Raw genomic sequence first — 13287 nt, 5'->3', positions numbered from 1 at the left:
GAGAGTAAAATGAAGTTTGTTGATGAAGCATCGATTCTGGTCGTTGCAGGTGATGGCGGTAATGGTTGCGTCAGCTTCCGCCGCGAAAAGTACATCCCAAAAGGCGGTCCGGACGGTGGAGACGGTGGTGATGGTGGTGACGTTTGGCTGGAAGCCGACGAAAACCTGAACACGCTGATTGATTACCGTTTTGAAAAATCATTCCGCGCGGAACGTGGACAGAATGGCGCGAGCCGTGATTGCACCGGCAAGCGTGGTAAAGATGTCACGATTAAAGTGCCTGTAGGTACGCGTGTAATCGATCAGGGCACGGGCGAAACCATGGGCGACATGACCAAACACGGTCAGCGTCTGATGGTCGCTAAAGGCGGCTGGCACGGTCTGGGCAACACCCGTTTCAAATCCTCGGTCAACCGTACTCCGCGTCAGAAAACGATGGGTACACCGGGCGATAAACGCGATCTGATGCTGGAGCTGATGCTGCTGGCGGACGTGGGGATGCTGGGCATGCCAAACGCCGGTAAATCGACGTTTATCCGTGCGGTGTCCGCGGCGAAGCCGAAAGTCGCTGACTATCCGTTCACCACCCTGGTTCCGAGCCTGGGTGTGGTGCGTATGGACAACGAAAAGAGCTTCGTAGTTGCCGACATTCCGGGTCTGATTGAAGGCGCGGCTGAAGGCGCAGGCTTGGGTATCCGCTTCCTGAAACACCTGGAACGCTGCCGCGTACTGCTACACCTCATTGATATCGATCCGATTGACGGTTCCGATCCGGTTGAAAATGCCCGTATCATTATTGGCGAGCTTGAAAAATACAGCCAGGATCTGGCGTCTAAACCGCGTTGGTTAGTGTTCAACAAAATTGATTTGCTGGACAAGGCTGAAGCGGAAGAGAAAGCGAAAGCGATCGCCGAAGCGTTAGGCTGGGAAGGTAAATATTACCTGATCTCCGCCGCCAGCCAGTTGGGCGTGAAGGATCTCTGCTGGGATGTGATGACCTTTATCATCGAGAACCCGATTGTTCAGGCGGAAGAAGCGAAACAGCCAGAGAAAGTCGAGTTCATGTGGGATGATTATCACCGCCAGCAACTCGCTGAAGTCGAAGACGAAGCAGAAGATGATTGGGATGACGATTGGGACGAAGACGACGAAGAAGGCGTTGAGTTCATCTACAAGCGTTAATCACATTAAAAACCCCGGCCATGTTGCCGGGGTTTTGTTTCCAGGTTTCAGAAGGCCGGATTAGGTGCGTTAGCGCTGCCATCCGGCAAACATACTCAGTTATTCTGATAAATATCCTTGTATAACCGGCTCTCGAAGCGGACCAGTGGAATACGGCGATTACGCTGATCAGCTGGCTCTACAGCATAACCAGACAGATACTGCACAAATGCCATGCGCTGACCGCTTGCCGTGGTGATGAAGCCTGCCAGGTTATAGACCCCCTGCAGTGAGCCTGTCTTCGCCGATACTTTGCCATCTACGCCAGCCTGATGCAGACCCGCACGGTATTGCAAAGAGCCGTCATGGCCTGCCAGCGGCAGCATGGTGATAAAGTTCAGCTCGTTATCGTGCTGAGCGATATATTGCAGCACCTGCATCATGGTCGCCGGGGCAATCAGGTTATGGCGCGAGAGCCCAGAACCGTCGGTAATAATGGTGTTGCCGATATCAATACCCGCTTGCTGACGCAGAATCTGGCGTACGGCATCAGAACCTGCTCGCCAGGTACCTGGCACGTTAAATCGTGCATGGCCAATCATACGGAAAACGGTATCGGCAATCATGTTGTCCGATTTTTTCAGCATAATCTTAAGCAGGTCGTGCAGCGGCGCCGACTGCTTACTGGCTACCACGGTCCCCGGCTCGTTGACCAGCGTCTGGCGCAGCAGAGTCCCGCTGTAAGTGATACCGGCTTGTTTTAGCTCATCTTTGATAATCGCCCCAGCATAGCTGGCACCGTCCTGAATAGCGAATGCCAGCGGCAGCGGATCGGCTCGTTGGGGCAGGCATCCGGTCAACGTAAAGCGGTTGAGATCGCCTGGAACCACGTCCAGTTCACAATATTGCGCTTCGGCAGAGCCACGAGCGAGAGTACGCACCTGACTGAACATGGTGACCGGGTAGTAAGATGCCACGCGGATAAAGGCGAGATCGTTAGGTTTTTGCGCGCTATAGAGTGAAACCGAGAAACAGTTACGATCGACAATGGCTGCCGCGGGCGGTGCGCTAAAACACTGCGTCATGTCGTTCCAGGGCCAGCCAGGTGCCTTATCATGGCTGGCGAAAATGGAGGTGTCGATCATGACATTTCCGGCAATTTGCGTCACGCCTGATTTTTTCAGGGTTGCCACCATATTGCGAATATCCTGACGTTTTAGCGTCGGATCGGCACCAAATCGCGCCACTAAGTCACCTTTCAAAACGCCGCCTTCCACGTTGCCTTTAGTCTCAAGCGTGGTGGTAAAACGAAAGTCAGGCCCGAGCTGAATCAATGCCGCCAGCGCGGTGATCACTTTCTGTGTACTGGCCGGCAGCGCCATCTGCTGGCTATGGTAATCAATAGCAGGAGCAGGTGCGCCAACCTTCTGTACCATAAGGGCGAGGTTGGCCCCGGCAGGGAGCTGATTGATATACTCGTCGACGTTCGCAGCCTGAACGCTGAACGCTATACTGGCAGTCAATCCAATGGTAAATCTGGAAAATCGCATAATCTCGCGCTAACAACCTGGAAACAGGCCGTCATACTACGGCGCAACGCCCCAAAAAGTAAACGATGACCCATAGGGAACTCCAGGGTAAAATGATCATCAAATAGAGAATTGTAGCTGACCTGGGACCCTGAGCCCCGGGTCGGTATTTTTTTGCTTCTGACTCTGGCATGGCGTATGCCAGAGTGGGCTTAGCAGCCGGGGTGAGAGCAGCCGCCCCCTACAGGAATGTTCAAGAGGTATAACAAATGCAAGCTATCCCAATGACCTTACGTGGTGCTGAAAAACTGCGCGAAGAACTGGATTTTCTGAAATCGGTGCGCCGTCCTGAAATCATTGCCGCTATCGCAGATGCGCGCGAGCATGGCGACCTGAAAGAAAATGCAGAGTATCACGCGGCGCGCGAACAGCAGGGTTTCTGCGAAGGGCGCATTAAAGATATCGAAGCTAAACTGTCCAACGCGCAGGTTATCGACGTCACAAAAATGCCGAACAATGGTCGCGTAGTTTTCGGCGCGACGGTTACCGTGCTGAATCTCGATAACGACGAAGAGCAGACCTGGCGTATTGTCGGCGATGATGAAGCCGATTTTAAACAGAACCTGATTTCGGTGAACTCGCCTATTGCTCGTGGCCTGATCGGTAAAGAGCAGGATGACGTGGTGGTTATTAAAACGCCGGGCGGTGAAGTTGAATATGAAGTAACGAAGGTAGAATACCTGTAATTCGCATCTTGGTTAAGATGTTGATACATTGTAAAGAAAGGAAAAAGGCCGCATAGCGGCCTTTTATCAACGAAGAGAGCGTGGCATTTTGCTCTCCTGCTAGCGGAAAATCCCGCGTTTTACACAAACTTCGTGTGCAACTTTGGGATATTCTTAGCGTGGCAGCGAGATTTTACGTTCTTTAGTCGGGCGATACAGTACCAGCGTTTTACCGATGACCTGTACATTGCAGGCGCCGGTTTCGCGTACGATAGCTTCCACGATCAAGGTTTTAGTATCGCGATCTTCCGAGGCGATTTTCACCTTGATAAGTTCATGGTGCTCTAACGCTTGTTCAATCTCGGCCAGTACCCCTTCGGTCAAACCATTGTTGCCAAGCATAACTACAGGCTTGAGCGGATGTGCCAGACCTTTCAGGTGCTGTTTTTGTTTAGTACTCAGATTCATCGTATATTTTTGCTTACGTTGGGATTGAAAACGGGTCATTCTACCGCCATCTCCCATATATCGCCAAATAGCTGTGTAGAAATTTACACCATTGGTTACGATGAACTGCCCTTTGGGAATGTGAAATGACAGGTAAAAAGCGTTCTGCCAGCTCGAGTCGCTGGCTTCAGGAACACTTTAGCGATAAATATGTTCAGCAGGCGCAGAAAAAGGGGTTACGTTCCCGTGCCTGGTTTAAACTTGATGAAATACAGCAAAGTGACAAAATTTTTAAACCGGGGATGACGATTGTTGATCTCGGTGCTGCACCCGGTGGCTGGTCGCAATATGCGGTTACGCAGATCGGCAACACTGGCCGCATTATCGCTTGCGATCTTTTACCTATGGATCCAATCGTTGGTGTGGACTTCCTTCAGGGCGACTTTCGTGATGAATTAGTCCTGAAAGCGTTACTTGAGCGCGTAGGTGACAGTAAAGTACAAGTTGTCATGTCTGATATGGCGCCAAATATGTGTGGAACACCGGCGGTGGATATTCCCCGGGCCATGTATCTGGTAGAGCTGGCGCTTGGAATGGCTCGTGATGTATTAGCGCCAGGTGGTAGTTTTGTAGTGAAGGTGTTCCAGGGCGAAGGTTTCGATGAGTATCTAAGAGAGATTCGCTCCCTGTTTACGAAGGTCAAAGTTCGTAAGCCGGACTCTTCTCGCGCCCGTTCGCGTGAAGTGTATATTGTAGCGACCGGGCGTAAACCATAACCGGTAGATTTCAAACGAAAGTTTGAAAGAAACTGGATATAGAGTATCCTGACGCTGTTTTTAACACAGTTGTAATATGAGGTTAATCCCTTGAGTGACATGGCGAAAAACCTAATTCTCTGGCTGGTCATTGCCGTTGTGCTGATGTCAGTATTCCAGAGCTTTGGGCCCAGCGAGTCTAATGGCCGTAAGGTTGATTACTCTACCTTCCTGCAAGAGGTCAATCAGGACCAGGTTCGTGAAGCGAAGATCAACGGACGTGAGATTAACGTTACCAAGAAAGATAGTAACCGTTACACGACCTACATTCCGGTTAACGATCCGAAGCTGCTTGATAACCTGCTGACCAAAAACGTCAAGGTTGTTGGTGAACCGCCTGAAGAGCCGAGCCTGCTGGCTTCTATCTTCATTTCCTGGTTCCCAATGCTGCTGCTGATTGGTGTCTGGATCTTCTTCATGCGTCAAATGCAGGGCGGTGGTGGCAAAGGTGCCATGTCGTTCGGTAAGAGCAAAGCGCGCATGCTGACGGAAGATCAGATCAAAACGACTTTTGCAGACGTTGCTGGTTGCGACGAAGCAAAAGAAGAAGTTGCTGAGCTGGTTGAGTATCTGCGCGAACCGAGCCGTTTCCAGAAGCTGGGCGGTAAAATCCCGAAAGGCGTCCTGATGGTCGGTCCTCCGGGTACAGGTAAAACCTTGCTGGCGAAAGCTATCGCAGGTGAAGCGAAGGTTCCTTTCTTCACCATTTCCGGTTCTGATTTCGTGGAAATGTTCGTGGGTGTCGGTGCATCTCGTGTACGTGACATGTTCGAACAAGCCAAGAAAGCGGCACCGTGCATCATCTTCATCGATGAAATCGACGCCGTAGGCCGCCAGCGTGGTGCAGGTCTGGGCGGTGGTCACGATGAACGTGAGCAGACACTGAACCAGATGCTGGTTGAGATGGACGGCTTCGAAGGTAACGAAGGCATTATCGTTATCGCGGCAACTAACCGTCCGGACGTTCTTGACCCTGCGCTGCTGCGTCCAGGCCGTTTCGACCGTCAGGTTGTGGTTGGTCTGCCGGATGTCCGCGGTCGTGAACAGATCCTGAAAGTGCATATGCGTCGCGTACCGCTGTCTCCGGATATCGATGCGGCAATCATTGCACGTGGTACGCCTGGCTTCTCCGGTGCGGATCTCGCGAACCTGGTCAACGAAGCGGCGCTGTTTGCAGCTCGTGGCAACAAGCGTGTTGTATCGATGGTTGAATTCGAGAAAGCGAAAGACAAAATCATGATGGGTGCGGAACGTCGCTCCATGGTGATGACGGAAGCGCAGAAAGAATCTACCGCGTATCACGAAGCAGGCCACGCGATTATCGGTCGCCTGGTACCGGAACACGATCCGGTGCACAAAGTGACGATTATCCCGCGCGGTCGTGCGCTGGGTGTGACCTTCTTCCTGCCTGAAGGCGACGCTATCAGCGCCAGTCGTCAGAAACTGGAAAGTCAGATCTCCACGCTGTACGGCGGTCGTCTGGCCGAAGAGATCATCTACGGTGTTGAACATGTTTCTACCGGTGCGTCGAACGACATTAAAGTCGCGACTAACCTGGCGCGTAACATGGTTACTCAGTGGGGCTTCTCCGAGAAACTCGGTCCGTTGCTGTACGCTGAAGAAGAAGGCGAAGTGTTCCTGGGACGTTCTGTGGCGAAAGCTAAACATATGTCCGATGAAACGGCTCGTATTATCGATCAGGAAGTTAAACTGCTGATTGAGCGTAACTATGACCGTGCGCGTCGTCTGCTGAACGAAAACATGGACATTCTGCACTCGATGAAAGATGCGCTCATGAAATATGAGACCATCGATGCGCCGCAGATTGATGATCTGATGGCTCGCCGCGAGGTACGTCCGCCAGCGGGTTGGGAAGAACCGGGTTCTTCTAACAACAACTCTGGCAGCACCGGCAAGCCGAGTGCGCCGCGTCCGGTTGATGAACCGCGTGCGCCGGACTCTGGCACCATGTCAGAGCAACTGGGCGACAAATAAGTTATCGTTGATGATGACCGTGTTTTAATTTAAAACCCTGGGGCTTGCCCCGGGGTTTTTCTTATTTGTATATTCAAGATGTTATCAGGGATAAAACTATGAAACTCTTTGCTCAGGGGTCTTCACTGGATCTCAGCCATCCACACGTCATGGGGATTTTGAACGTCACGCCAGATTCCTTTTCCGATGGTGGTGCGCACAACTCTCTGGTTGAGGCGGTAAAACACGCAAACCTGATGATTAACGCCGGGGCGACTATCATTGATGTGGGTGGTGAATCCACGCGTCCAGGCGCGGCCGATGTGAGCGTGGAAGAAGAGTTGCAGCGAGTGATCCCGGTGGTGGAGGCGATTGCTCAGCGTTTTGAAGTGTGGATTTCGGTCGATACTTCAAAAGCAGAAGTGATTCGCGAGTGCGCCAGAGTCGGCGCACATATCATTAATGACATTCGCTCACTCTCGGAGCCTGGGGCGCTGGAAGCCGCAGCAGAAACCGGATTACCGGTTTGTCTGATGCATATGCAGGGTCAGCCGAAAACCATGCAGGAAGCACCAAAGTACGAGAATGTTTTTGCTGATGTAAATCGTTACTTTGTTGAACAAATAGCACGCTGCGAGCGGGCTGGAATCACAAAAGATAAATTGTTGCTCGACCCCGGGTTCGGATTCGGTAAAAATCTCACTCACAACTACACATTACTGGCACGTTTGGCTGAGTTTCATCATTTTAATCTGCCATTGCTGGTTGGGATGTCACGAAAATCAATGGTTGGCCAGTTGCTGAATGTGGGGCCATCCGAACGCCTGAGCGGTAGCCTTGCGTGTGCGGTCATTGCCGCAATGCAAGGGGCGCATATCGTTCGTGTCCATGACGTCAAAGAAACCGTAGAAGCGATGCGTGTGGTGGAAGCCACATTGTCTGCAAAGGAAAATAAACGCTATGAGTAATCGTAAATATTTTGGCACCGATGGGATCCGTGGTCGCGTAGGCGACGCCCCAATTACCCCTGACTTTGTGCTCAAACTGGGTTGGGCTGCAGGAAAAGTGCTGGCACGTCATGGTTCACGTAAAATTATTATCGGCAAAGATACGCGTATTTCTGGCTATATGCTGGAGTCCGCACTGGAAGCGGGTCTGGCTGCCGCCGGACTGTCGGCTTCTTTCACAGGCCCAATGCCAACACCTGCTGTTGCATATCTGACGCGCACCTTCCGTGCTGAAGCCGGGATTGTTATCTCTGCTTCGCACAACCCGTACTATGACAACGGGATTAAATTCTTCTCCATCGATGGGACTAAACTGCCGGATGCGGTTGAAGAAGCTATCGAAGCCGAAATGGAAAAAGCGATCACCTGCGTGGACTCGGCTGAACTGGGTAAAGCTACCCGTATCGTTGATGCTGCCGGTCGTTATATCGAGTTTTGCAAAGGCACCTTCCCGAATGAATTGAGCCTGAGTGAGCTTAAAATCGTGGTGGATTGCGCTAATGGTGCGACGTACCATATTGCGCCAAGTGTACTGCGTGAGCTGGGCGCAAACGTGATTGCTATTGGCTGTGAGCCAAACGGTGTGAATATCAATGAAGAAGTCGGCGCTACCGACGTCCGTGCCCTACAGGCGCGTGTGATGGCGGAAAAAGCCGATCTGGGTATTGCGCTGGATGGTGACGGCGACCGCGTCATTATGGTTGACCACGAAGGCAATAAGGTCGATGGCGATCAGATCATGTACATCATTGCCCGTGAAGCCCTGCGTCAGGGGCAACTGCGCGGTGGCGCGGTAGGCACGCTGATGAGCAATATGGGCCTCGAGCTGGCCCTGAAACAGTTGGGTATTCCGTTTGCCCGTGCGAAAGTCGGCGACCGCTATGTACTGGAAAAAATGCAGGAAAAAGGCTGGCGTATCGGTGCTGAAAACTCAGGCCATGTGATCCTGCTGGACAAAACCACCACCGGTGACGGTATCGTTGCAGGTCTGCAGGTACTGGCGGCGATGGTGCGTAACCATATGAGTTTGCACGACCTGTGCAGCGGCATGAAAATGTTCCCGCAATTGCTGGTTAACGTACGTTACACCGCAGGTAGCGGCGATCCGCTGGAACATGAAAACGTGAAAGCGGTGATGGCTGAAGTTGAAGCTGCACTGGGCAATCGCGGACGTGTTCTGCTGCGTAAGTCAGGTACAGAACCGTTAATTCGCGTGATGGTTGAAGGTGAAGATGAAGCTCAGGTGACTGAATTCGCTCACCGTATTGCCGATGCCGTCAAAGCGGTGTAATCACTAAAAACAGTGAAAACCGGAGTCTGGGACTCCGGTTTTTTTTTTACTGTACGGGAAGCGACTGTTTATGTCGGCGCTGCCAGAAGTAACCACCGATCATTAATATTACAAGGACTGCCAGCCACGGCAGAACCGCCAGCAAATGCCCTGACCGGGCAAAGGTCAGCGCAATCATCAGTAACCAACCGCCCAGCATCGGAATCGCGGTGCGCTTAACAATATCCACAGGCGAGACGCCTGCAATTCCCGCGATAGCAATGATGACGCCGGCAATGGGGGATAACGTACGACCAATCCCCGCCGATATCTGGATAGGCAACATCATGACTGCGATGTCGCTACCGATATGACGGCTGATGTCCGGTACCATTGGGGCGAAGGAGAAAAACGCCGCATTTCCGGAGCCCATTAGCGCTGAAATTGCAAAGGTGATAAGGGTCATCAGCAGGATAATAGAGGCGGCGCTGAGGCCAAATTCACCGGAAAGCGACAGCAGCGCATCGACGGCGCCAATGGCTTTCAGTCCGGCTGAAAAGACTTCACCGGCGATAATCAGCGTGACGACGGTAGCAAAAACGCTGCCCATGCTGTCGAAGACTTTTTGTACGCCTGCCATCACCTCGCGCGCCTTACGATGACGGCAATACTCACAAACCAGGGTAATGGCGAGGCTTATCAGTACGGCGGTATCCAGCGTAATTTTGAGCGAACTGAATACTAAATCACTGCACACCAGCATCAACACCAGCGGCAGCATAGGCAGAAAAAGCCAGGCGATCGGTGCTTCAGTTTCATCGGTCGACGTTAATGTCTGCATCTGCTGAGCCACACCGTCACTGCTTTCCCGATGGTCGAAAAAGCGTTGCACAACAATATGTAACAGGGCGATGAACAGAATAACGGGGACGACGATCGGCAACTGATCCTGCACGAAATAGTTCACCACCTCGATGCCTGCGGTTTTGGCGGCGAGAACCGAGTTGCCGGAACCTGGACCAAATTCAACCGCACAGGTACTGGCGATAACGGCGGCAACGGCAGCGCGGCTACAGCCAAGACGGGTCAGCAGCGGGTAGAGCGTCGCCATCAACAGCAGACCCAGCCCGGTGGCGCTGCTGATAAACAGCGACAGGAATTGACCCAGCAACAGCGCCAGCCCCAACAGCAGATACGGTGAGTTCAGGCGTTGCAAAGGGCGAGACGTCACCCGAACCAGCACCTGGCTTGCGCCAATGGCCGACATATATGTAGCGAAACCACCAATCAGCATAATTTGCAGCCCAAGGCCGCCGAGGCGCACGCTCAGGGTATCGCGAATAAACTCGAAGGCATCAAAGGGGCCGAATCCGGTGCTTTTTTTCACCAGGTCACTGAGCGTGGTCATCCCGCTAAAATGCGCGATAAGCAGCAGCACAATCCCGGTCAACAGCAACACTGACTGGGGGTGATATTTTTTGAGGATCAGACGTCCGGCAAAAATGATGGCAATTAGCGCCAGTAATAATGACATTCTTGCCCCCTTACTCGAAGTTGCCAGTAACCAGGCTCTCGCCATCCCGCAGCAACGGCTTACCCGCAGCGAACAGATGGGCCAGCGAGAGGTCATCATTGAGTACACAGATATCAGCACGTTCCCCGGCGCAGAGCACGCCGCCGGAAATACCCAACGAGCGCGCAACGTTTGCCGTCAACATCGCGATCGCTTGTGGCACAGGGATCCCCACATCAATCAAGCGAGGAAGAAGATTAAGGTTACCTGCGACCGGTGCCGCGCTTAAGCCTTCCACAATACCCTGGGCGTTGAAGCGCGGAACGCTGCCATTACCATCAGAGCTGATCGTGATGCGATCGGCTGGAACCTGGGCTTCCAGAGCGTGGAGGATTACCTGCTCCTGAGGCATAAAGCGACTACCGCCAGACGTAACGTCGATATGGCCGCCACGATGAGCGAACGCAATCGCCTGTTCGAACAAGGGCGCTGTTCTCGCAACATGGGTCGGTGAAATGTGGTGAATTGGAATGCCTGCATCACACAGCTCAATAAGCTGTGACATCCCTTCAGGCAGATTCCCCAGATGTACATGCAGTAACCCTTTTTTGCCTGCCAGCAGGGAAGCCACGCGGATATCGCTTACTATTCTCAGCAATTCCTGGAAAGAGGGGTAAGAACCACGGTGATCGGCGAGGGCGATTTTGACGCCAAGAATCGCCGGAATGAAGGTCATGTCATCGCGGATGGATCGCGTAATGGTTGGGCTGGGTACCGCGTAGGCTCCCGTATGCATAAATGCGCGTAATCCCTCAAGGTTGAGAGACTGCATTTTGGCGTAGAGGTCTTTGGGCGAACGAGAAATGGCATCGGTACCTAACACGCCGACAACCGTGGTAATACCTGCCTGAATCAGATCGCGTAGCTTGACGGCTGGCGTTCGGCTGGCAAATCCAGCCTCGCCACCGCCACCGGTAAGATGGACATGCTGATCGATTATGCCTGGGATAACCCATTTACCATGACAATCGATGACCTCGTCGACGCCATCAAACAGGGAAAGATCTTTTTCTACCGCCACAATTCGGTCGGCATGAATGAGCAGGGAGCAGAGGCCTAAATCCTCGGGAGAAAAAACACGGGCATTGGTCAATAAAGTAAACATATAGGTCCTGTCAAACGTCGTGGGTGAGAGTCGGCAGGTGAAAAGGAATATTGTTGTTATGATGCCCACCATAAAGCCATTACTATAACTATGACTATTACCGATTTGGTATTGGAGGATGCGGTTATGGCATGGTGGAGAGTTCAACGTGGATTGTAAGTGGCTGGAAGATTTTCTGGCATTGAGTCAGCATGGAAACTACTCTCAGGCCGCGGCGCAGCGGCATATTACTCAACCCGCACTCAGTCGGCGTATAAAGGCGCTGGAAGAGGTGTTAGGGGTGCCGTTGTTTGACCGGACCACGACCCCCGTTACGCTGACACGCTATGGTGAACGCTTTGAACCCTATGCCCGGCACGTCCTCAGTACACTAACAGAGGCGCGCCACGAGCTATCGGCGATGACGCCAGCAACGGACAATACGCTGGTGATGGTTAGCCTGCATACGCTGTCGGTGAATATCCTGCCGGATATGATCAACTATCTGCGACAGAGCGAACCGCAGTTAAATTTTACGGTTAATGCCAGTATTCAGGGGATAGACAACCACTTTAACGCCTTGATAGATCGGCAAATCGATCTGCTGGTGACCTACGATTTACCATCTTCGCAGCCGGGGCTGGAGATTGCCGGAGGGTTAAAACGTTCACTATGGCGGTATGAGCGATTTATACCGGTTATTTCTGCGCAGTTGGCTAATGCGCTTAACGATCCGCATGCGCCGATCCCATGGCTATGCTATAGCGACTACACCTTTGTCAGACGCATTATTGAGCCAGCTGAACAACGCGTCCGCCCACGTCTGAAAAAAGTGTTTGAGAGTGGTTTAAGCGAAACGATACGAGAAATGGTGCTGCGGCATATGGGAATGGCATGGTTACCCGAATCGATGGTTGCGGAAGAGTTGGTGAACCAGCAAATTATTCACTGCTGGCCAGAAAACGCTGACCTGATTTGTGAAATCCCCGTTGTGGTATGGGCGAATCTTGACGATCAACGCGCCGTCATGCAGAGATGCTGGGAGAAGTTGCTGCGTTTTTGATTGATGTGGCGATTTTTTCCGCAGTTGATACAATGCCAACAAATTGCCCTTGCGAAGGTTATTCGCTTTGGTTAGTATTCACACCCGCTTCAGTGGGAAACAGTAAACATTCCCGCTTTAATGGTCGAAGCATTGTACGCGGCAACTCCGCAAGGAACAGGTTGATTATGCACGAAGCTCTTTTAGTAGTTTTCCTTATTGTGGCAATTGGCCTGGTAGGCTTGATCATGCTGCAGCAAGGCAAAGGCGCTGATATGGGAGCCTCTTTTGGCGCAGGCGCTTCTGGTACTCTGTTTGGTTCAAGTGGTTCTGGTAACTTCATGACCCGCATGACAGCTGTATTAGGAACCTTGTTCTTCATCATCAGTCTGGTGCTGGGTAACATGAACAGCAATAAGACCAATAAAGGAAGTGAGTGGGAAAATCTGAGTGCACCGGCGAAAACCGAGCAAACTCAGCCAGCTGCTCCGGCTCAGCCGACCAGCGATATCCCACGCTAAGTATTCTGTACCGAGGTGGTGGAATTGGTAGACACGCTACCTTGAGGTGGTAGTGCCCTAACGGGCTTGTGGGTTCGAGTCCCATCCTCGGTACCAAATTCCAAAAAAAAGACGCTGCAAAGCGTCTTTTTTTTCGTCT

General features: G+C 52.3%; 12 protein-coding genes and 1 tRNA gene. 9 read left to right on the top strand and 4 right to left on the bottom strand.

Annotation, left to right across the window (positions count from 1 at the left end; translation table 11 throughout):
- Positions 1-9: 9 nt before the first annotated feature.
- Positions 10-1182, top strand: a complete 1173-nt coding sequence (gene cgtA, locus HV334_RS21825) for an Obg family GTPase CgtA (RefSeq protein ID WP_016154676.1) — start codon at positions 10-12, stop codon at positions 1180-1182.
- Between the two features lie 95 nt (positions 1183-1277).
- On the opposite strand, the gene dacB is transcribed toward cgtA, so the two are convergent.
- The gene (dacB, locus tag HV334_RS21820) at positions 1278-2711 is read right to left on the bottom strand and encodes a serine-type D-Ala-D-Ala carboxypeptidase (protein ID WP_181220895.1); all 1434 of its coding nucleotides are present in this window, start codon (positions 2709-2711) and stop codon (positions 1278-1280) included.
- 248 nt (positions 2712-2959) lie between these two features.
- Here dacB and greA point away from each other — a divergent pair, with 248 nt between their 5' ends.
- Positions 2960-3436, top strand: coding sequence for a transcription elongation factor GreA (gene greA / locus HV334_RS21815; protein ID WP_016154674.1), 477 nt, complete (start codon positions 2960-2962; stop codon positions 3434-3436).
- Between the two features lie 153 nt (positions 3437-3589).
- Here greA and yhbY read toward each other — a convergent pair whose 3' ends face one another.
- A complete protein-coding gene (gene yhbY, locus HV334_RS21810; RefSeq protein WP_003025016.1) occupies positions 3590-3883 on the bottom strand; it encodes a ribosome assembly RNA-binding protein YhbY in 294 nt (97 codons plus the stop codon).
- A gap of 125 nt (positions 3884-4008) precedes the next feature.
- Between yhbY and rlmE the strand changes: the two genes are divergently transcribed.
- The 4 genes from rlmE (at position 4009) to glmM (ending at position 8949) form a co-directional block, all read left to right on the top strand.
- A complete protein-coding gene (gene rlmE, locus HV334_RS21805) occupies positions 4009-4638 on the top strand; it encodes a 23S rRNA (uridine(2552)-2'-O)-methyltransferase RlmE (RefSeq protein ID WP_003025015.1) in 630 nt (209 codons plus the stop codon).
- Positions 4639-4737: 99 nt separating this feature from the next.
- Positions 4738-6672 (top strand): ATP-dependent zinc metalloprotease FtsH, encoded by a 1935-nt coding sequence (gene ftsH, locus HV334_RS21800; protein WP_019077783.1) that lies wholly within the window; start codon positions 4738-4740, stop codon positions 6670-6672.
- A 98-nt stretch (positions 6673-6770) separates the two neighbouring features.
- Positions 6771-7619, top strand: coding sequence for a dihydropteroate synthase (gene folP, locus HV334_RS21795; RefSeq protein WP_181220894.1), 849 nt, complete (start codon positions 6771-6773; stop codon positions 7617-7619).
- Positions 7612-8949, top strand: coding sequence for a phosphoglucosamine mutase (gene glmM, locus HV334_RS21790; RefSeq protein WP_047499736.1), 1338 nt, complete (start codon positions 7612-7614; stop codon positions 8947-8949). Before folP ends, glmM begins: the two co-directional genes overlap by 8 nt.
- A gap of 46 nt (positions 8950-8995) precedes the next feature.
- On the opposite strand, the gene dcuC is transcribed toward glmM, so the two are convergent.
- Both dcuC and iadA read right to left on the bottom strand, forming a co-directional pair.
- Positions 8996-10462 carry a C4-dicarboxylate transporter DcuC gene (dcuC, locus tag HV334_RS21785; RefSeq protein WP_016157568.1) on the bottom strand — a complete coding sequence of 489 codons (1467 nt, stop codon included), beginning with the start codon at positions 10460-10462 and terminating at the stop codon, positions 8996-8998.
- Between the two features lie 10 nt (positions 10463-10472).
- Positions 10473-11606: a beta-aspartyl-peptidase gene (gene iadA / locus HV334_RS21780; RefSeq protein ID WP_181220893.1), complete on the bottom strand. Its 1134-nt coding sequence runs from the start codon at positions 11604-11606 to the stop codon at positions 10473-10475.
- Between the two features lie 148 nt (positions 11607-11754).
- Here iadA and HV334_RS21775 point away from each other — a divergent pair, with 148 nt between their 5' ends.
- The 3 genes from HV334_RS21775 (at position 11755) to HV334_RS21765 (ending at position 13244) form a co-directional block, all read left to right on the top strand.
- Positions 11755-12648: a LysR family transcriptional regulator gene (locus tag HV334_RS21775; RefSeq protein WP_047358519.1), complete on the top strand. Its 894-nt coding sequence runs from the start codon at positions 11755-11757 to the stop codon at positions 12646-12648.
- A 167-nt stretch (positions 12649-12815) separates the two neighbouring features.
- Positions 12816-13148: a preprotein translocase subunit SecG gene (gene secG / locus HV334_RS21770; RefSeq protein WP_003025000.1), complete on the top strand. Its 333-nt coding sequence runs from the start codon at positions 12816-12818 to the stop codon at positions 13146-13148.
- A gap of 9 nt (positions 13149-13157) precedes the next feature.
- A tRNA-Leu gene (locus tag HV334_RS21765) sits at positions 13158-13244 on the top strand.
- The last annotated feature ends 43 nt before the right edge of the window (positions 13245-13287 follow it).

The organism is Citrobacter sp. RHBSTW-00944 (assembly GCF_013615435.1).
GTDB lineage: Bacteria > Pseudomonadota > Gammaproteobacteria > Enterobacterales > Enterobacteriaceae > Citrobacter > Citrobacter braakii.
The sequence above is the reverse complement of the archived record's forward strand: the minus strand, read 5'-3'. Positions and strand labels throughout refer to the sequence as shown.

Bases quoted from the DNA above. Each gene is read 5' to 3' on its own strand.
- cgtA (WP_016154676.1), top strand. From the start codon at position 10: ATGAAGTTTGTTGATGAAGCATCGATTCTGGTCGTTGCAGGTGATGGC.
- dacB (WP_181220895.1), bottom strand. From the start codon at position 2,711: ATGCGATTTTCCAGATTTACCATTGGATTGACTGCCAGTATAGCGTTC.
- greA (WP_016154674.1), top strand. From the start codon at position 2,960: ATGCAAGCTATCCCAATGACCTTACGTGGTGCTGAAAAACTGCGCGAA.
- yhbY (WP_003025016.1), bottom strand. From the start codon at position 3,883: ATGAATCTGAGTACTAAACAAAAACAGCACCTGAAAGGTCTGGCACAT.
- rlmE (WP_003025015.1), top strand. From the start codon at position 4,009: ATGACAGGTAAAAAGCGTTCTGCCAGCTCGAGTCGCTGGCTTCAGGAA.
- ftsH (WP_019077783.1), top strand. From the start codon at position 4,738: ATGGCGAAAAACCTAATTCTCTGGCTGGTCATTGCCGTTGTGCTGATG.
- folP (WP_181220894.1), top strand. From the start codon at position 6,771: ATGAAACTCTTTGCTCAGGGGTCTTCACTGGATCTCAGCCATCCACAC.
- glmM (WP_047499736.1), top strand. From the start codon at position 7,612: ATGAGTAATCGTAAATATTTTGGCACCGATGGGATCCGTGGTCGCGTA.
- dcuC (WP_016157568.1), bottom strand. From the start codon at position 10,462: ATGTCATTATTACTGGCGCTAATTGCCATCATTTTTGCCGGACGTCTG.
- iadA (WP_181220893.1), bottom strand. From the start codon at position 11,606: ATGTTTACTTTATTGACCAATGCCCGTGTTTTTTCTCCCGAGGATTTA.
- secG (WP_003025000.1), top strand. From the start codon at position 12,816: ATGCACGAAGCTCTTTTAGTAGTTTTCCTTATTGTGGCAATTGGCCTG.